The sequence below is a fragment of the Bacillus sp. YKCMOAS1 genome, from assembly GCF_030268125.1.
Lineage (GTDB): Bacteria > Bacillota > Bacilli > Bacillales > Bacillaceae > Bacillus > Bacillus safensis.
Window position 1 is genome coordinate 37,210 of record NZ_BSEI01000004.1, and the last position, 17,768, is coordinate 54,977.

Here is a 17,768-nt window from a genome sequence, read left to right on the forward strand (position 1 = left end):
ACCCTCGCATTCGGTGTCAGGTCTGCAAAGGTTTTCTATCACGCTGAAAAGAAGAAAAAAAGCTAAAATGCACATCATTTTAGCTTTTTTTCAATTGCGACCACAAAAGGCGGGTCGTTTTGAATATTCATGTATTGATATGATAAAACTTGTACCTCTTCATGAGACAGTGATCTGCAATAGTCGAGAAGCACTTCTTTTTCTCTTTTACCTTCGGGATGTCCGTGGTAGATCACAAGGACGATCAGTCCTCCGGGTTTGAGCCATTCGAGGAGTTGTTTAATCGCTTCAATGGTTGTATGCGCCTGAGTGGTAACGGCTTTATCGCCTCCAGGTAGATACCCAAGGTTAAACACTGCACCAGATATATGTCCATAAATGTCCTTCGGCAGATGATCCGCCAGTTTTTCATGTCCATCATGGATCAGATGAACGTAAGGATATTGATCGCCAAGCCTTTTGCTTGTCTGCTGCAAGGCTTCCTCTTGCACGTCGAATGCAAACACTTGTCCATCAGTTCCTACAAGGTCAGCTAAATAGAGTGTATCGTGGCCGTTCCCCATTGTTGCATCTATGACGATGTCGCCTTTTTGACACGCGCGTTCTAACAGCTCTTTACTAAAAGGAAGCATGCGTTTCAAAATCATTTTGCTGCTTCTTCCAATCTGACGAAACGTTTCCCTTGGTAGCTGTTACGTCTTTCAAGCTCAGCATTAATGGCATTTAGTACTTCCCACTTGTTTACACTCCACATTGGACCAACCATTAATTCAATTGGGCCGTCTCCTGTAATACGATGAATAATCATTTCTGGCGGCAGAATCTCCAGCTGATCACAAACAAGCTGAACATATTCCTCCTGACTTAAAAACTCAAGCTTTCCTTTTTCGTATTGCTTAACCATTGGGGTCCCTTTTAAAAGGTGAAGCAAATGAATTTTAATTCCTTGCACATCTAAATCCGCAACAGCTTTTGCTGTTTCCATCATCATGTCCCGGTTTTCAAGAGGCAATCCGTTGATAATATGCGAGCAGACACGAATTCCGTGTTTTCGCAGTTTTTCTACACCTTCAACGTAGCATTCATAATCATGAGCACGGTTAATGAGCATAGCTGTCCGTTCGTGTACCGTTTGAAGACCAAGCTCTACCCATATGTAAGTGCGTTCGTTTAATTCGGCTAAATACTCCACTACGTCATCCGGCAGACAGTCAGGTCTTGTTGCAATGGATAGACCTACGACACCATCCAGGTTCATGACGGTTTCATATTTTTCTTTTAGGACAGGAAGCGGCGCGTGTGTGTTTGTATACGCCTGAAAATACGCCATGTATTTTCCGTCTTTCCATTTTGTATGCATCCGGTCTTTGATCTCATTAAATTGAGTGATGAGATCATCAGCCCGGTTTCCTGCAAAATCACCAGAACCAGCGGCACTGCAAAATGTACAGCCGCCGTGGGCTACGGTACCATCACGGTTTGGGCAGTCAAAGCCACCGTCTAAGGCTACTTTAAATACTTTATGACCAAAGTGTTCACGCAAATGGTAGTTCCATGTGTGGTAACGTTTTTCGCTGTTTGAATATAAAAAAGGGTTATGCTGATCCAAGTCAGTAACCTCCTTGCATAATAATAGGCATCCTTAAAGTTTAACAAAAATCACGAAGGAGGACAATTGAATCTGTCCAACATTTTCTTTAGTGAAAAAGCTTTATATGGGCAAAATAGGCGGGAGCGATGATGAAATGGAGGGAATGTAAGATGGCAACAAGGCAGTCGATCGATGAATTTATCCAAAAAAGTACTGAAACTCTTGAGTTTGCAAGTGAGCAATTTGATTTGAGCTCACGACAGGAACATTATAATGAGGAAGAGTTTTCTAAAGCACAGCTCATGCTTGAGAATACGGTCAATGAATTAGAAAAATTAAAAGATGTCGCCAATGACCAGCAAAGAGAACGGTTAGACAGGGCGCGTGTTCAAATTCAAAGCTTGCAAAACCAAATGATATTGGGAATTTCTTACGATAATGTTTGATGAACAGATCCTTCTTAAAGGGTCTGTTTTATTTTTTGGATGTTTTCGCAAAGATTGTTGTTTTTGGATATATATTTGTAATTGGTTTTCATTCTGTTAAAATATGTTATATATAAAGAAATTGAAAATTTCTTTAATCAAGGGGGTAGAAAAAATGTTGGAGACTCTTCCTAATTGGTTTTGGGCATTATATTACTTATTTTTCTTAGCAACATTAGGAACTGCAATATTCAGTGTTGTGAAAAAGAAACATAGGGGATTGTCCATTCTAACCATTGTATTTACTGTTACAATTCCAATTATTAGCCTGATAAATAGCATTGGTAGAGTAGAAGGAATGAATGAATTTGAACACTTATTTAGTCAATTACAACAGGGGGCAGTTTGGTCTATCTTTACAGTTATAGGCTATATATTTTTATTAGTATGGTGGGTGCTAATCCTGTTCAAAAGCAAGTCCAAAAACCAAGTCATAGTATCTAATTAAAACCTTGTAGAGACCTTAATATTGGGGTCTTTTATTATGCACTTCTCAACATCTCAACTGTACTATAATTAGATTTTTGACACGCTAAAATAAGCCTTTGCTCTACTCGTTTTTCAAATGCTAAATTCTTTTCCTTATCAAGCCATCGGAACCAGTAGAGGTAGTTGTCCAAATATTTTGTTGCAACTCCTTGAGAACGCTCCATCCACTTTTACAGGCGATTATGAAAAATTATTAACGTGTTAAATGTGGTAAATCCCCTTCTTTACACGCTGTTTTTGACGCTCATTGACTGTTCATGTTGTAATCCTGTTATCTTGGCGAACTTTTTATAGTTTGTTGCTGTATCAGTGCATAGCAAATCAGAAGGGTGAATATACTCACCCTTCTGATTTAACACGACCTGTTCCTGCCTTACGAGCAATTACACTTCCATTACGGTCTTGTGCTACGACAACAGCAATTTTAAGGTTAGAATTACCTCTCTTTTCGTCATTTTCTCCACGCTTTTTGGCTTTTCTATGGGTGATTTCTCGCCCCTTCATAGACTCACGAAAGAAAGTTTCATCATTTTCAACGATACCTTATAGTTGATTAAATCCGAAACTGCCTGATGCGTTCAAGATTTTATGTCTCCAATAAAATGCGGTGAAAATTTGTATTTTAAGGCGTTCAGCAATTTTGGGTAGAGTATAACCCTCAACCATAAACCAGAAGCAAATCTGGCTTCACGAATGCTTTTAAGTAGTTTCGTCATTTTATCTGGTTCGTCTGGAAATAAGTCTTGTTTCATTACGTTAAACAAGGCTAATTGCTCTGATTTGGTTAAATTGCTGAACTCTTCATAAACATTTTCCCACATACTTAAACGCCTCCCGAATGCCCACTGTAACAACCTTTTAACAGTATAATCAAGAAAGTAACAATCTTTACGAAAACAGCCTATTTTTTTCTAGAGTCTCTTGACTTTTCAATTAAGTGTCTATATTGTATTAAGTGTACTACATCAACTAATACACTACAGACACTTAAAAAGTGAAGAAAGGTGTTCAACCATGAAAAAAGAAAAAAAGCCAATCAATTTGAAGTGGATGGTGCTGGCTGTTGCGTTAGCATGTACATTTTTTTTCGTTCTCGTTTTCATTGGTTTTGAAGTTCAAAAAGATTTGATACCCAATTCGGTCCCTTTAATGCAAGGACATGAACAAGCGATAGGACTGCAAAAGCATGAATGAGGAAAGAGGGAGCCATCATGATCCAAATAGATCCAAGAAGCGCTGCGCCAATATATGAACAAATCATTGAGCAGCTCAAAATTTTATGTTTAAAAGGCGTGATGAAGCCAGGTGACAAACTGCCCTCTGTCAGAGAGCTCGCCACCATTATTATTGCCAACCCAAACACCGTGAGCAAAGCGTATAAAGAACTTGAACGGGAAGGGATTATTGAAACGCTAAGAGGCCGTGGTACGTATGTAACAGAAGGTGCTCAGTTAAAGCTGAATGAAGGGAAGGTGCTCGAGATGAAAGAACAGTTAAGACAACTCATCATAGAAGCTCATTATGCCGGTATTGATATTCATCAACTGAAGGAATGGCTAGAAGAGATCGGCTCAAGTCTTAAAGGAGGAAAACAAGTTGATTGAGGTCAGAAATGTATCAAAGAAATTAAATGGATGCGAAGTACTCAGCAACGTTTCCTTCAAGATAGGCGAAGGAGAGATCTTTGGTCTGCTTGGCCGGAATGGCTCTGGTAAAACAACACTTCTTCGTTTGATTCAGCAAATTCTTCTTCCAGATGAAGGAGAGATTTATTTTAAAGATGTGCTCGTAAAAGACCACCCGTTAGTGAAGCAAAATATTGTGTATATGCCAGTCGTAAATCCCTACTTTGACCGGTACAATTATGGGCAGCTTGTGAAGCTGTTAAAACAACTGTATCCAAAGTTTGACGTGACATATGCCAACGAGCTTGTGAACCGGTATGAGATTCCGGAAAAAGTGAAATATCGTGAATTGTCAACAGGTTTAAAGAAACAGCTGTCCCTTATTTTAAGTTTTGCCATTAAACCAGCAGTCATTTTGTTAGATGAGCCGACAGACGGGATTGATGCGGTCACAAGAAATGATGTTCTTCAGCTGATGATTGACGAGGTGGCAGAACGACAAACAACGATTTTAATTACATCCCACCGTTTAGAGGATATTGAGCGTATGTGTAATCGAATCGGGTTTTTGGAAGGAAATCAGCTCACAAGTGTTATGGATTTAGATGAGTTGAAAAATGACTACGTTAAAATCCAGATGGCATTTGAAGAGGATATGAACTTAAGTATTAGAAAAAAAGGCGTTGCCATTTTAGATCAAGCGGGTGTGTTCTATACAGCACTTGTACTCAAAACAGATGAAGAGGCAAAAGAGTATTTGAAATCGCTTGAACCAAAAGTCTGGCATGAACTGCCTGTGAATTTAGAAGAAGTATTCATTGCGAAGTTTGGAGGGAAACGCAGATGGTAAAGCGGCAATTGTTATATAAGGAATGGAAGCAGTCTGAGCTGACTTTCATTTTAGTGATGCTTGTTGCGGTCTTTGCGACGCCATTATCCTTTTTAATGGAATACTCATCCTTTCAAACTTGTGTAAACGATCCGACTTGTACACCACTCGATAATTACTTTTATTATGATTTCGGTTCTGATATGTATATCACCTTTTCATGGACGATGAGTTTAATTTTTGCAATTACCCAGTTGGGTTTTGAACGAAATAAAGGGCAAATTGATTTTACTTTATCTTTGCCGTTTAGCAGAACGACCATTTATCACACAAAGTTTTTCCTAGGTGCCGGAATTATCACGCTCGTTCATGTATTGTCATATGTCTTTACTTATATACTCATTTTATGCATTCAACCACAATATACGATTGCGTTTAACAGTGGTTATTTGATTGCACTTGTGTCCACCTTAATGTTTTATAGTTTGTGTCTTGCAGCAGGTGCTTTAACAGGAAGCGCAATTAGTCAAGCCATTGTTACATTCAGTACATCAATTTTACCTTATTTATTAATTTGGCTTCCGATGTTTCATTTAGACTATTTATTAAAAACGGATAGAAGTTGGGTCGATATCAGTTATGACTACTTTATTATGCCCATTGCTCCAATTACTTATATAACAGACCGTTTTCAATTTCGAAATTTAGTTGAAAATCCAATTTGGTTTACAGGTGTAGAATTTATCGTGCCAATTGTGATGCTAATCGTATTTTATCTCATTGGTTTGTTCAGTTTTATTAAACATCCAGTTGAACGAAATGGACGATTCTTTGTTTACCCCAAAATGGATAGGCCCATTCAGATATTGGTCATTGCCTTTGGTGTTCTAGGATTTGGCTGGGGTGGATTTTCTTCAGACAATTCCATATTTGGTTATATTGCTGGCATGCTCATCGGTGGGGCTGTGGGCGCACTAACGAGTTATTTCTTAATCTATCGAAAAAGATAAACAGAGAGCAGGGGAGTAGAGATGATTCAGATTCAAGCATTAGATCATGTATTTAAAATTGGAAAAAAAGGCAGGGAAAATGAAATTCCTGTACTAAAAGGGATTGACCTGTCCATCAAAAGAGGTGAAATTGCTTGTATTGTTGGACGAAGTGGTTCAGGGAAATCGACTTTGTTGAACTTAATATCTGGCTATATTACGCCAACGAGTGGACAAATTACCATTGATGGCACCAATGTGACTGGCTTTAATGAAAAAGAATGGGCAGACTTTCGCTTAGATCACTTTGGCTTTATCTTTCAAAGCTTTCAGTTGATCGGTAGCTTAACAACGTATGAGAACGTTGAACTTCCGCTCACTTTAAAAGGTGTGAAGCCGTCTGAACGAAAAGAGAAAGTAAAAGAAATGCTGAAACGAGTAGGTCTTGAACATCACGCAGGACATTACCCAAATGAGCTGTCAGGCGGACAGCAGCAGCGTGTGAGTATTGCAAGAGCCTTGATTTTAAATCCATCTATTATTTTAGCGGATGAACCAACAGGGAGTCTCGATTCAGAAACTGAAGGAGAAATTCTAGCCTTTATCCAGCAGCTCAATCGTGAAAAAGGAATTACATTTGTCATCATTACACATGACGATGAAGTCGCTTCAATCGCAGACACAACGTTCCAGCTTCACGATGGTGTATTAAAGAAAGGGGAACAATCCATTGAAATTTAGAGATCAGGTCAAATTCATTAGAAGAAATATGAAGAAAAATAGATTGCGTGTGTTTATGACCATTCTTGCGACGACAATGGCATGCTCTTTCTTAATCGTTTTAGCGTCTGTCGGTTTTGGTTTGCAAAAATCAGCTCAAGATGAAATTATGAAGCAGCAAATCATCACAGAAATTAAAGTGTTAGGAAAAGAAAAAGGAGACGTCAAGATTGATGATTTAAAGAAATATGATCATGTGAAATCTGTTGTCTCAAGAACATCGATCATTCCATCGGTTAACGTCGAGCTCGATGACCGTTCAAGTGAAACACAGGCTGCTTTGACCGATATGAAAGAAGAAAAAGAAGCAGGGCTTGAACTAGACCGAGGAAAAGTGCCAACATCAGCGAACGAAATTGTGGTCGGATATCATATGGCGGAACAACTGTGGACAAAAAAAGAGCGAGAAGCCTATGAAAAAGAATTAAATCAGACGTCAAACGGTGAAGAAACACCGAAGGAGCCTAAAGGCTACACGAAGGATATTTTAAATAAAGTGGTTCAAATCAAAGTGCCAAAACTAAATGAAGAAAATGAAGTCGTCAAAGAAAAAACATTTGATTTCCGTGTAGTAGGTGTTTTGAAAAAGCCGAATTTGGAGTGGCAGGAGGATCATAAAATTCTGATTCCGAATGCTTATGAAAAAGAATTTGGCCAAATACTCGACCTGTCTCCTGAAGCAGGAAATGTCGAGAAAATGACCTCTGTTTATGCAGATAAATTCGACAATGTCGGTGCACTCACGGATAAACTAACAGATGAGGGCTACCAAGTCATCTCTGTGACGAATCAGCTAGAAGGAATGGCTATGTTCTTTACAGTCTTCAAAATTGGACTTATTTTTGTCGGATGTATTGCAGTCATTATTTCTGCCATCGGTATTTTCAATACGATGACCATGGCGGTAACAGAGCGAACACAAGAGATTGGGATTATGAAAGCCATTGGCGCGAATCCATCCATTATCAAGCGAATGTTCCTAATGGAAAGTGCTTATATTGGAGTCATCGGATCAATCATCGGTATTATCATCTCATATTTGATTAGTTTTGCCGTTAATTTAATCATCCCAGCCATTTTGTCGTCCATGTCTGAGGGAGGATCAAGCGATCAATTCTCGATTACTTTTTCCTATATTCCGCTTAGCCTTGTGATTACAGCAACAGTGATCAGCGCAGGGGTAGCGATCATCTCAGGGCTGAACCCAGCACGTAAGGCAACAAAAACGAATGTATTATCAGCTTTAAGAAGAGAAATTTAAAAAAGAACCTCCTGGAAACCCGATTGGGCGCTCAGGAGGTTCTTTTTAATCTTAATTAAACATCGCTATTGCTTAGGTGCCCTGTATCCGGCACGCTCTGCTTCTTCTACGGAGCAGAACATTTTGGTTACATTTTTTGTTCTAGAGTAGTATCTGCTGCTTGGTGTGTGATAAATACCGTTGACACTCCCTTTAATGTTACAGGCAGCTGATTCTTTTTTTGTTTCCTTTTGTGATTCATGACCGCCTGTGTTTTTTCCTTCATCTTTAGGAGCAGAGCGCTGGACGGTGGAAGACTTCGTATCGCTGCTGCTATTCTTGTTTTCTTGTTTGAGTGTTTCATTGCTGGAGGTAAGCTTGTCTATTTTCTTTTCAAGCGATTGAATGGTCTTTTCTTGCTGTTTGACCGTTTCTTTTTCTGAGGTGATGGTTTCTAGCTTTTTTTCCAGCTTTTCTTTTTCCTTCTCCGCGTCTTCTAAAGAGGAGGTAAGCGACTCTTTATCAGCTTTTAAGCTCGAAATGTCAGCTGAGAGCTCCTTTTGATCCTTTAAAAGCTGTTCGGAAGATGGATCGGTTTGTGCTTTTGGCGCATTTGCAGCAGCAAACGGTAATGACATAATGGAAAAGAAGAGACCAATAATCAAAAAAGGATAAAAAAGTTTCTTTGAAAAAATCAGCTCGTTCTGGTGTTTGAATAAGAAGAAATTGACGGCATATCCGATGGCAAAACAAACACATAAAAGACCCAATATGAGTAACAACATATCTAACAGCCCCCCTAATGCTATTTACACCTATCATACCTCATTTTTCCATTTTGGGGAGCGGTTCAATTAAAAAAACCCTGTTTACACAGGGTTTTCAGCTAATGGTAATCCTTTTATGGCTTCTTTTACTGTCAAATAAGTGATCGTATTTTGGAAATCTGTATCGAGGTCTTTCATTTTCAGCGCAAGCTGCGGTTTGATTCCAGTGATGATTAGTTCGGTTCCCGTTAGATTGAGAAGATGATGCAGTTTAAAAATACGTGCTGCGACGGAATCATCGACTTCGATTAAACCAGAAAGGTCGACAATTAAATAATCATCCTTTGAATCATCTAATATACAAGTTAACTTAGCGACAATGGCATCAAAGCGTTCTTCAGATAATTTCCCGAAAAGCGGAAGGGCAGATACACCATTTTTGATTGGGACGATTGGCGTCGAAAGAGAGGTGACTTCCTGTAAGGAATCTTCTAGGAGCTGTTCATATTCTTTCTGTTTCGTAATATCCTTTTGAAAACCAATGAAAAATGTTTTGTCATCTTGTTCAATGTATAGAGGATCTATATTGAGTTCATTCCAAAAAAAAGTGCCGTCTTTTTTATAATTTTTTAGCTGTGTGGTAATAGGTGTTTTGTTTTGAATTCCATGACGAATTAAAGCAAGCTGCTTTTGATCCGTGTCTTTTCCTTGAAGGAATCGACAATTACGCCCAAGAATCTCATCTGGTTTGTATCCAGTCATTTGTGTAAAGCCATGATTCACATAAACGATCGGGTTATCCTTTAAGGAAGGGTCTGTAATGACAACACCGATGCGCGCATGATCCAGCGCTTTTTTGATGAGTTCAAGCTGTTTTTGCAAGCCGAAAATGTTCGAGCTGACCATATTACCCTCCTTTGCTGCTATAAGACATATCAAATGGTTGTCTTTTCGACCAAATGAATCCTTATAAACGTAACATAACATATGTTCTGTTTCAACGATTGCAAACGCTTTGTTAAATTTGTCATCATAGTTTGTCCTCCATTAGAATAGAGTAAGTAAGGAGACTTTTCATTAGAAAAAGAAGGAATCAATTACTCAACATTCATAAAATGACAAAAATAGTTAATATGGATTAGGTGAAAATGATTCCAATGCATCAAGATTGTTTTTAGGTCATTCACATATAATGGAAGAAACAAGCTTTTTTTCTTCGTTAGAGAGAATAGACCTTTTACATGGATTATGACGGAACAGCAGAATGGCATTACAGGGGGCTGGACAGCCTGAAGTCGCTTTACTATTCTAAGGGCTTTAGGAAGGTGATGAAAATGCTGCAACAAGTCATTATTGCTTGCGCCATTGGAGGGGTCATGGGCATTCTCGGTCACGTAAAGAAAAAAGGCAGGCTAGAGAAGCCCAGAATGACAAAAAAGTTTATTTACTTAGGGTTTATTGAAGATTGGCTCGTTGGGATGATTGCTGCTACACTGCTTGTCTTATCCTCAAATCCCGATTCTAGTCTGCACTTGATCATCTTATCAATTATTTCAGGTTACGGAGGAGAAGCAGTTCTGCGAAGCTTTGATTTTGTAAGAGAACAGCGTTCACAGGATGCAGACTCCAGCCGTCATAACCGATCTCCACACGAATAATATCCTCTACTTTACCCTAGTCTAGGGTACATTCCCATTGTATACAAACCTGCTTGCACTTATGATCATAATTCTATAAAATACTACTTAGATGACGGTTACGATAAGAACAGTGAAGAGGAGTAGTAGGAAAGCAGTATTTGTCTTTAGAGAATTGACGGCTGGTGAAAGTCAATCAAATCTGCTTCTGAACTCGCCTCAGAGTTGCAGTTGCGTTAAAGCTTCTGTCGCATGTCTGCGTTAAAGATATTAAGTGAGCGTACGAACAGCATGTTACGCTAACAAGGGTGGTACCGCGGGAACCAAAAAATCTCTCGTCCCTTTCCAGGGATGAGGGTTTTTTGTTGATTTTAGAAAAATCTGAATTCTTGCAGTGGTCATCTAAGCAGATAAAGCCGTACATATTAAAGGAGGTTTTCACATTGAGTTTTCAGCATCGGGAAATTGAAAAGAAGTGGCAGGATTATTGGCTGACACATAAAACATTCGCCACATCTGACTCGGAAGATAAACCGAAGTTTTATGCGCTTGATATGTTTCCATATCCATCAGGAGCAGGACTTCATGTCGGGCACCCTGAGGGCTATACAGCAACGGATATTTTATCACGCATGAAACGTATGCAGGGATATGATGTTCTTCATCCAATGGGATGGGACGCATTTGGTCTCCCGGCAGAACAGTATGCACTTGATACAGGGAATGACCCGGCGGCCTTTACAGAAGAGAACATCAATAACTTCCGCCGCCAAATTCAATCACTAGGGTTCTCGTATGATTGGGATCGAGAAATCAACACGACAGATCCGAATTACTACAAATGGACACAATGGATTTTCTTAAAATTGTACGAAAAAGGATTGGCCTATATCGATGAAGTACCAGTGAATTGGTGCCCAGCGCTTGGCACAGTGCTTGCAAACGAAGAAGTCATTGATGGAAAAAGTGAACGCGGAGGCCATCCTGTTGAAAGACGTCCTATGAAGCAGTGGATGCTAAAGATTACAGCATATGCGGACAGGCTGTTAGAAGATTTAGAGGACATTGATTGGCCTGAAAGCATCAAAGATATGCAGCGTAACTGGATTGGACGCTCTGAAGGTGCGCACGTTCATTTTGAAGTAGAAGGGCATAACGAACAGTTTACGGTTTTTACAACGCGTCCTGATACACTATTTGGTGCAACTTATGCGGTGCTTGCTCCAGAACATGCACTAGTTGAAAAAATTACATCAGCTGCCCAAAAAGAAGCAGTCGAAGCATATATCAAAGAAATTCAATCAAAGAGTGATTTAGAGCGGACAGATCTTGCCAAAACGAAAACGGGTATTTTCACAGGGGCGTATGCCATCAATCCGTTAAATGGTGAAAAAATGCCGATCTGGATTGCAGATTACGTGCTGGCGACTTATGGGACTGGAGCTATTATGGCGGTTCCTGCTCATGATGAACGTGATTATGAATTCGCTAAAACTTTTGATCTTCCAATCAAAGAAGTTGTAGAAGGCGGAGACATTGAAAAAGAAGCCTACACAGGTGATGGGAAGCACATTAACTCTGATTTCCTAAATGGCTTAGGAAAAGAAGAGGCGATTGAAAAAGCGATTGCATGGCTTGAAGAACATCAAAAAGGTGAAAAGAAAGTCACATATCGTTTAAGAGACTGGCTATTCAGCCGTCAGCGCTACTGGGGTGAACCAATTCCAATTATTCATTGGGAGGACGGAACATCTTCAGCTGTTTCAGAGGCAGAGCTTCCACTGATCTTGCCTAAGACGACTGAGATTAAGCCAAGTGGTACAGGTGAATCACCATTAGCCAATATTAAAGACTGGGTTGAGGTTGTAGATCCTGTAACAGGTAAGAAAGGCCGCCGTGAAACGAATACAATGCCGCAATGGGCAGGCAGCTGCTGGTATTTCTTACGTTATATTGATCCTCATAACTCAGAAGAGCTTGCATCTCCTGAGAAGCTGAAAAAATGGCTTCCAGTTGATGTGTATATCGGCGGAGCAGAACACGCTGTACTACATCTTCTATATGCACGCTTCTGGCATAAATTCTTGTATGATATCGGTGTTGTTCCAACAAAAGAACCTTTCATGAAATTGTTCAACCAAGGCATGATTCTTGGGGAAAACAATGAAAAAATGAGTAAATCAAAAGGAAATGTGGTCAACCCGGATGATATCGTAGAATCTCATGGTGCAGATACATTACGACTTTATGAAATGTTCATGGGACCTTTAGATGCTTCAATTGCTTGGTCTGAAACAGGACTTGATGGCGCTCGTCGTTTCCTTGATCGTGTATGGCGTCTATTTACAAATGAAGATGGCTCACTTAGTGATAAAGTGACAGAGCAATCTGGCGGCGCATTAGAACGCAGCTATCATGAAACCGTAATGAAGGTAACAGATCATTATGAAGGCTTGCGTTTTAATACAGGCATTTCACAATTAATGGTGTTTATCAACGATGCCTACAAGGCTGATACACTGCCGAAAGAATATGCAGAAGGCTTTGTAAAGCTTCTTTCTCCAATTGCACCGCATTTAGCAGAAGAGCTGTGGAATAAACTTGGTCATGAAGGGTCTATTTCTTATGAAGCATGGCCTCAATATGATGAGTCAAAGCTTGTCGACGATGAAGTAGAAATTGTCGTACAGCTTAACGGTAAAGTAAAAGCAAAATTAACCGTTCCTGCTGATGCAACAAGGGAGCAGTTAGAAGAGCTTGCGAAAAATGATGCACGAGTAAAAGAACAGCTGGAAGGGAAAACCATTCGTAAAGTGATTGCGGTTCCTGGGAAGCTTGTCAATATTGTTGCGAACTAATGATGACACCCATCGGTATGAACCGGTGGGTGTTCTTTATTTCCCGGGACATAATTTTGTCGAAAACAAGGTGATTCTTTCTTGGATCTCGTATTTTAACAGGTGATCAAAAAAATGAGGAGTGACGTCAATGGAAAAGGAAAGCAAACGTGAACAACTGCTCAGTCTGTTAGGAGAAATGCCAGAACGTCATCGCGTGGAGGCTTATACGTTAAAAATGGAGGAACGTGAATCATATGTAGTGGAAACACTTATTCTCTCTATGAATGGTGTAGAGGAAGTCCCTGCTTATTTCGTGAAACCGAAGGATACGGTGAAAAAAAGACCCGTAGTACTGTTCCAACACTCTCATGGCGGTAATTACGTGAACGGGAAGGAAGAGCTGTTAGAGGGTGCTCATTATTTGCAAACGCCTTCATATGCAAAAGAGTTTACGTCAAAAGGATATAGTGTACTGGCCATTGATCATGCAGGGTTTGGTGAGAGAAGGGGAAGAACAGAAAGTGAAATTTTTAAGGAAATGCTTTTAACAGGAAAAGTGATGTGGGGCATGATGCTCTATGAAAGCATGTGTGCGATTGATTATTTGCTGTCTCGATCTGATGTACTGGCGGACCGGTTAGCTGTCTTTGGGATGTCAATGGGCGGTCTCCTTTCCTGGTGGACGGCTGCACTTGATGAGAGGGTCAGTGTGTGTGTTGATCTTTGCGCACAGGTGGATCATCATACATTAATTGAAACGAACAATTTGGACAGGCATGGCTTTTATTACTATGTACCGAGCTTAGCAAGGCATTTTACAGCAGCTGACATTCAAGAAATGATTTTTCCAAGACCGCATTTAAGCTTAGTTGGAAAACTTGATCAGCTCACGCCTGCTGAAGGCGTTGGAAGGATTCAAAAGGTATTGAGTGGAACCTATCAAGCTGCTTCATTGAAAGAACGATATCAGCTTGCCCATCTTCATGCAGGTCATTTTGAAACAGCCGCTATGCGTCACGAGGCGACACGATTTTTGAAAAAGTGGCTGTAATCAAGAAAACGCTTGGACATACTACGTCAAAAGAAAGGAGGAGACAGATGAAAAAAATCACCATCATTGGCGGATGCGGTGTAATTGGACGCCTTTTAACAAAAGCGCTCTCTACTGAGTACAGTGTCACGATTATTGATCTGACGAGCTGTGTAGAAGGAGTCATTTTAGCCGATGCAGCGAATGAACAGAATGTATATGAGGCAATTCCGCGGGATACAGATGTCATCTTGCATCTTCCAAACATTGACATGACGCATGATGTGATGGATCATGAAGAATTTGCAAAAATGACTGATATTTTTTGGAGGAGTACCTATTATATGTTTCGGTCAGCCGCGCGGCTTGGCATACAAAAAGTCATTTTTGCAAGCAGCAACCATGTGACTGATCGTTATGAAGAGGATGGACGCTCCTTACTTGGACGGCAGATTACAACTGACGATGTGCCTGCGACTAAAAATGTCTATGGCATTTTAAAATTTGCTTCCGAACAGTTGGGGCGTTTGTTCCACGATCAAACGGGAATGTCTGTCATCAACTTACGGATTGGAACAGTTGTGACAGATGAGATGAAGGCATTATACAAAAAGCAAAGAACAAAAAGAACACTGCTGTCACATGAGGATCTTGCAGGTATGACAAAGGCAGCGATTGAATCGGATATTCCCTTTGGGACCTATTATGCTGTATCAGAGAATGAAGGAAAGCCATGGTCTACTGAGAAAACGAAGCAGGAGTTAGGCTACAAACCAGATGTCAATACGACGGAAATACTCGAAGAAAATGATCAGGCATAGGGCATAATCATGTCATGAGCTAATGATCTTATTCTTTTGTTTCATGAGTATAAAAGCACGGCTGACATGATCTATTCAGTTGGTCTGTCAAGATGATTATAGACGCTTTCTTCCCTCGTTTGTTACATTTTAATCACGATATCGTCACAGGCTGCAGCTTACTTTCAGTTGAAATGATAACGCTTTCAAAGAAAGGGCGTGATGAACATAGATCGTTCTATTAAAGGCCGATTGTTCAATTTATTTAATTACTCTTTTCTACTCATGTTCGCATTAATTTGTGTGCTTCCGTTCATCCATGTCATTGCCGCCTCTTTTGCAACAGTAGAAGAGGTCATCACGAAGAAGTTTATCTTGTTCCCAACGACGTTTTCTTTAGAGGCATATCGATACATTTTTTCTACAGATATTGTGTATCGCAGTCTCATTGTGTCCATTTTTGTGACGCTTGTTGGAACAGCTGTCAGCATGTTTTTGTCCTCGCTTATGGCATACGGGCTGTCTCGCCAGGAGCTAAAAGGCCGGAGAACACTGATGTTTCTCGTTGTCTTCACGATGCTGTTTAGCGGAGGTATGATTCCGACGTTTATTGTGGTGAAAACACTTGGTCTGCTTGATACGTATTGGTCACTTATTCTACCGGTTGCAATCAATGCGTTCAATTTAATCATTTTGAAAAACTTTTTTCAAAACATACCGGCAAGTCTTGAGGAATCAGCGAAGATGGACGGCTGTAACGATTTAGGGATTTTCTTTAAAATTGTGCTGCCACTTTCTTTGCCAGCCATTGCAACCATTTCACTTTTTTATGCCGTGACGTATTGGAATACGTATATGACCGCCATTCTGTATTTAAATGATTCAGTGAAATGGCCGATTCAGGTGCTGCTGAGACAGATTGTCATTGTCTCAAGCGGAATGCAGGGAGATATGTCGGATATGGGCTCATCCACACCACCGCCAGACCAAACGATTAAAATGGCTGTCATTGTTGTGGCGACCATTCCGGTTCTGCTTGTCTATCCATTTATTCAAAAGCATTTCAACAAAGGGGCATTACTAGGTTCTGTAAAGGGTTAAAATGATGGAACAACGGAGGGATCTTATGGGGAGAAAGAAATTATGGCTGATAGCGTTTGTCCTGTTATTTGCAGCAAGCGGTATTTTGTCAGCATGTTCAAGTAAAGGGGCAAACTCATCAGATGAGAAGGTTGATTTAGACAAAAAGGTAAAGCTGACATGGATGGCGATTTTATATCATCAGCAGCCGCCGAAGGATTCCGTTTTAAAAGAGATTGAGAAGCTCACAAATACAGAGCTTGATATTACATGGGTGCCTGATGCTGTGAAGGAAGATCGGTTAAATTCCGCACTTGCAGCAGGGAATTTGCCGCAAATTGTGACGATTCAAGACATTAAAAATTCGTCTGCGATTAATGCGTTCAGATCAGGCATGTTCTGGGAAGTCGGTCCGTATTTGAAGGATTATCCAAATTTAAGTAAGATGAACGAACTGATTAATAAAAACGCCTCTATAGACGGCAAGCTTTATGGCATCTATAGAGAAAGACCACTTTCTAGACAAGGGATTGTCATTCGAAAGGATTGGCTTGAAAATTTAAATTTGGATACACCAAAAACATTGGATGATCTATATGAAGTAGCCAAAGCCTTTACTGAAAAAGACCCGAATCAAAACGGAAAAGCAGATACAATTGGCTTTACGGATCGGAACGATTTAATTTATGGAGCATTTAAAACACTTGGTTCATATGAAGGAATGCCAACAGACTGGAAAGAAGAAAACGGGAAATTCACGCCAGACTTTATGACAGATGAATATATGAATACAATGAAATACATGAAAAAGCTGCGTGATAATGGCTATATCAACAAAGACTTCCCAGTGACAAGCAAAACACAGCAGCAGGAATTATTCTCACAAGGAAAAGCAGGCATCTATGTTGGAAATATGGTAGATGCCGTGAACCTGCGAGATGATGCGACAGATAAAAACATGAAAGTAGATATTATCAACCGAATCAAAGGCCCAGATGGCAAAGAACGTGTGTGGGCATCAGGTGGTCATAATGGCATCTTCGCATTCCCTAAAACAAGCGTGAAATCAGAGGCAGAATTAAAGCGGATTTTGGCCTTCTTTGACCGCATTGCCGAAGAAGATGTATATGGTCTCATGACGTACGGTATCGATGGCCAGCATTATAAGAAAGAAGAAGGGAATACATTTGTCAGGGAAGAAAGCCAAGTAAAAGGCTGGCAGACAGATGTCCAGCCGCTTGTCAGTCTTGTAGGAATTGATAAACGTTACTTGAAAAATAAAGGGGATGCAGTTCGTTCTAAATATGAAGAGCTAGAAGAAGACAATAAAAACATCATCGTTGCCAATCCTGCTGAAAGCCTGTATTCAGAAACAGCATCAGAGCGTGGAAACGAATTGAAGAAAATCATCGATGATGCGACGTATAAGTTCATTCTTGGAGACATCAGTGAAGATCAATTTCAGAAGGATGTAGAGAAGTGGAAATCAAATGGTGGGAATAAAATCATAGAAGAATATGAAGCTTCCTTTAAAAAATCAAAATGACCAATAGGAACACCCCCGCAAAGCAAAAAAGCGGGGGTGT

Annotated in this window: 18 protein-coding genes, 1 pseudogene and 1 other annotated feature; of the genes and pseudogenes, 14 read left to right on the forward strand and 5 right to left on the reverse strand. The window is 40.1% G+C overall.

Translation table 11 applies throughout. From position 1 onward, the window contains the following. Positions 1-74: 74 nt before the first annotated feature. Positions 75-647: a tRNA 5-(aminomethyl)-2-thiouridylate-methyltransferase MnmM gene (mnmM, locus tag QSJ46_RS12815; RefSeq protein ID WP_099663566.1), complete on the reverse strand. Its 573-nt coding sequence runs from the start codon at positions 645-647 to the stop codon at positions 75-77. Next, positions 644-1,609: a tRNA modification radical SAM protein MnmL/YtqA gene (mnmL, locus tag QSJ46_RS12820; protein ID WP_285604806.1), complete on the reverse strand. Its 966-nt coding sequence runs from the start codon at positions 1,607-1,609 to the stop codon at positions 644-646. The genes mnmM and mnmL overlap by 4 nt, the downstream gene beginning before the upstream one ends. A 152-nt stretch (positions 1,610-1,761) precedes the next feature. Here mnmL and QSJ46_RS12825 point away from each other — a divergent pair, with 152 nt between their 5' ends. After that, complete coding sequence (locus QSJ46_RS12825; protein WP_039180834.1) at positions 1,762-2,037, forward strand: YtzC family protein; 276 nt, start codon at positions 1,762-1,764, stop codon at positions 2,035-2,037. A gap of 154 nt (positions 2,038-2,191) precedes the next feature. Further along, positions 2,192-2,524 (forward strand): hypothetical protein, encoded by a 333-nt coding sequence (locus QSJ46_RS12830; protein ID WP_285604807.1) that lies wholly within the window; start codon positions 2,192-2,194, stop codon positions 2,522-2,524. A gap of 34 nt (positions 2,525-2,558) precedes the next feature. On the opposite strand, the pseudogene QSJ46_RS12835 reads toward QSJ46_RS12830, so the two are convergent. Next, positions 2,559-3,386, reverse strand: a pseudogene (locus tag QSJ46_RS12835) (IS1595 family transposase). Positions 3,387-3,579: 193 nt separating this feature from the next. Between QSJ46_RS12835 and QSJ46_RS12840 the strand changes: the two are divergent. From QSJ46_RS12840 to QSJ46_RS12865, 6 genes are read left to right on the forward strand one after another with little or no spacing between them, the layout of a single operon-like run. Beyond that, positions 3,580-3,759 (forward strand): hypothetical protein, encoded by a 180-nt coding sequence (locus QSJ46_RS12840; RefSeq protein WP_039180825.1) that lies wholly within the window; start codon positions 3,580-3,582, stop codon positions 3,757-3,759. 17 nt (positions 3,760-3,776) lie between these two features. Next, positions 3,777-4,169: a GntR family transcriptional regulator gene (locus tag QSJ46_RS12845; protein WP_019743690.1), complete on the forward strand. Its 393-nt coding sequence runs from the start codon at positions 3,777-3,779 to the stop codon at positions 4,167-4,169. Continuing rightward, positions 4,162-5,040, forward strand: coding sequence for an ATP-binding cassette domain-containing protein (locus QSJ46_RS12850; RefSeq protein WP_047203521.1), 879 nt, complete (start codon positions 4,162-4,164; stop codon positions 5,038-5,040). The genes QSJ46_RS12845 and QSJ46_RS12850 overlap by 8 nt, the downstream gene beginning before the upstream one ends. Further along, on the forward strand, positions 5,034-6,029 hold the full coding sequence (locus QSJ46_RS12855; protein ID WP_047203520.1) for an ABC-2 transporter permease: 996 nt from the start codon (positions 5,034-5,036) through the stop codon (positions 6,027-6,029). Before QSJ46_RS12850 ends, QSJ46_RS12855 begins: the two co-directional genes overlap by 7 nt. A 21-nt stretch (positions 6,030-6,050) precedes the next feature. Then, the gene (locus tag QSJ46_RS12860; protein ID WP_047203519.1) at positions 6,051-6,749 is read left to right on the forward strand and encodes an ABC transporter ATP-binding protein; all 699 of its coding nucleotides are present in this window, start codon (positions 6,051-6,053) and stop codon (positions 6,747-6,749) included. Continuing rightward, on the forward strand, positions 6,739-8,049 hold the full coding sequence (locus tag QSJ46_RS12865) for an ABC transporter permease (RefSeq protein WP_047203518.1): 1,311 nt from the start codon (positions 6,739-6,741) through the stop codon (positions 8,047-8,049). The genes QSJ46_RS12860 and QSJ46_RS12865 overlap by 11 nt, the downstream gene beginning before the upstream one ends. A gap of 65 nt (positions 8,050-8,114) precedes the next feature. Here the strand turns inward: QSJ46_RS12865 and QSJ46_RS12870 are convergent, their stop codons facing one another. Further along, on the reverse strand, positions 8,115-8,813 hold the full coding sequence (locus QSJ46_RS12870) for a sunset domain-containing protein (RefSeq protein ID WP_047203517.1): 699 nt from the start codon (positions 8,811-8,813) through the stop codon (positions 8,115-8,117). A gap of 84 nt (positions 8,814-8,897) precedes the next feature. Continuing rightward, positions 8,898-9,701 (reverse strand): YtvA family blue-light photoreceptor, encoded by an 804-nt coding sequence (gene ytvA, locus QSJ46_RS12875; RefSeq protein ID WP_285604808.1) that lies wholly within the window; start codon positions 9,699-9,701, stop codon positions 8,898-8,900. A gap of 422 nt (positions 9,702-10,123) precedes the next feature. Between ytvA and QSJ46_RS12880 the strand changes: the two genes are divergently transcribed. The 6 genes from QSJ46_RS12880 (at position 10,124) to QSJ46_RS12905 (ending at position 17,728) form a co-directional block, all read left to right on the forward strand. Continuing rightward, the gene (locus QSJ46_RS12880; protein WP_224929310.1) at positions 10,124-10,453 is read left to right on the forward strand and encodes a DUF4257 domain-containing protein; all 330 of its coding nucleotides are present in this window, start codon (positions 10,124-10,126) and stop codon (positions 10,451-10,453) included. Between the two features lie 103 nt (positions 10,454-10,556). Beyond that, positions 10,557-10,778, forward strand: a binding site (T-box leader). Positions 10,779-10,875: 97 nt separating this feature from the next. Further along, a complete protein-coding gene (leuS, locus tag QSJ46_RS12885; RefSeq protein ID WP_224929182.1) occupies positions 10,876-13,290 on the forward strand; it encodes a leucine--tRNA ligase in 2,415 nt (804 codons plus the stop codon). Positions 13,291-13,420: 130 nt separating this feature from the next. Continuing rightward, positions 13,421-14,323 (forward strand): dienelactone hydrolase family protein, encoded by a 903-nt coding sequence (locus QSJ46_RS12890; protein ID WP_224929179.1) that lies wholly within the window; start codon positions 13,421-13,423, stop codon positions 14,321-14,323. A gap of 47 nt (positions 14,324-14,370) precedes the next feature. Continuing rightward, positions 14,371-15,123 carry an NAD-dependent epimerase/dehydratase family protein gene (locus QSJ46_RS12895; RefSeq protein WP_285604809.1) on the forward strand — a complete coding sequence of 251 codons (753 nt, stop codon included), beginning with the start codon at positions 14,371-14,373 and terminating at the stop codon, positions 15,121-15,123. 219 nt (positions 15,124-15,342) lie between these two features. Further along, positions 15,343-16,203: a carbohydrate ABC transporter permease gene (locus tag QSJ46_RS12900; RefSeq protein WP_106025828.1), complete on the forward strand. Its 861-nt coding sequence runs from the start codon at positions 15,343-15,345 to the stop codon at positions 16,201-16,203. A gap of 25 nt (positions 16,204-16,228) precedes the next feature. Then, on the forward strand, positions 16,229-17,728 hold the full coding sequence (locus QSJ46_RS12905; RefSeq protein WP_039180784.1) for an extracellular solute-binding protein: 1,500 nt from the start codon (positions 16,229-16,231) through the stop codon (positions 17,726-17,728). The last annotated feature ends 40 nt before the right edge of the window (positions 17,729-17,768 follow it).

Bases quoted from the DNA above. Each gene is read 5' to 3' on its own strand.
- QSJ46_RS12880 (WP_224929310.1), top strand. From the start codon at position 10,124: ATGAAAATGCTGCAACAAGTCATTATTGCTTGCGCCATTGGAGGGGTC.
- QSJ46_RS12855 (WP_047203520.1), top strand. From the start codon at position 5,034: ATGGTAAAGCGGCAATTGTTATATAAGGAATGGAAGCAGTCTGAGCTG.
- QSJ46_RS12845 (WP_019743690.1), top strand. From the start codon at position 3,777: ATGATCCAAATAGATCCAAGAAGCGCTGCGCCAATATATGAACAAATC.
- QSJ46_RS12825 (WP_039180834.1), top strand. From the start codon at position 1,762: ATGGCAACAAGGCAGTCGATCGATGAATTTATCCAAAAAAGTACTGAA.
- QSJ46_RS12860 (WP_047203519.1), top strand. From the start codon at position 6,051: ATGATTCAGATTCAAGCATTAGATCATGTATTTAAAATTGGAAAAAAA.
- mnmM (WP_099663566.1), bottom strand. From the start codon at position 647: ATGATTTTGAAACGCATGCTTCCTTTTAGTAAAGAGCTGTTAGAACGC.
- QSJ46_RS12895 (WP_285604809.1), top strand. From the start codon at position 14,371: ATGAAAAAAATCACCATCATTGGCGGATGCGGTGTAATTGGACGCCTT.
- QSJ46_RS12890 (WP_224929179.1), top strand. From the start codon at position 13,421: ATGGAAAAGGAAAGCAAACGTGAACAACTGCTCAGTCTGTTAGGAGAA.
- QSJ46_RS12830 (WP_285604807.1), top strand. From the start codon at position 2,192: ATGTTGGAGACTCTTCCTAATTGGTTTTGGGCATTATATTACTTATTT.
- QSJ46_RS12905 (WP_039180784.1), top strand. From the start codon at position 16,229: ATGGGGAGAAAGAAATTATGGCTGATAGCGTTTGTCCTGTTATTTGCA.
- QSJ46_RS12840 (WP_039180825.1), top strand. From the start codon at position 3,580: ATGAAAAAAGAAAAAAAGCCAATCAATTTGAAGTGGATGGTGCTGGCT.
- QSJ46_RS12870 (WP_047203517.1), bottom strand. From the start codon at position 8,813: ATGTTGTTACTCATATTGGGTCTTTTATGTGTTTGTTTTGCCATCGGA.
- ytvA (WP_285604808.1), bottom strand. From the start codon at position 9,701: ATGGTCAGCTCGAACATTTTCGGCTTGCAAAAACAGCTTGAACTCATC.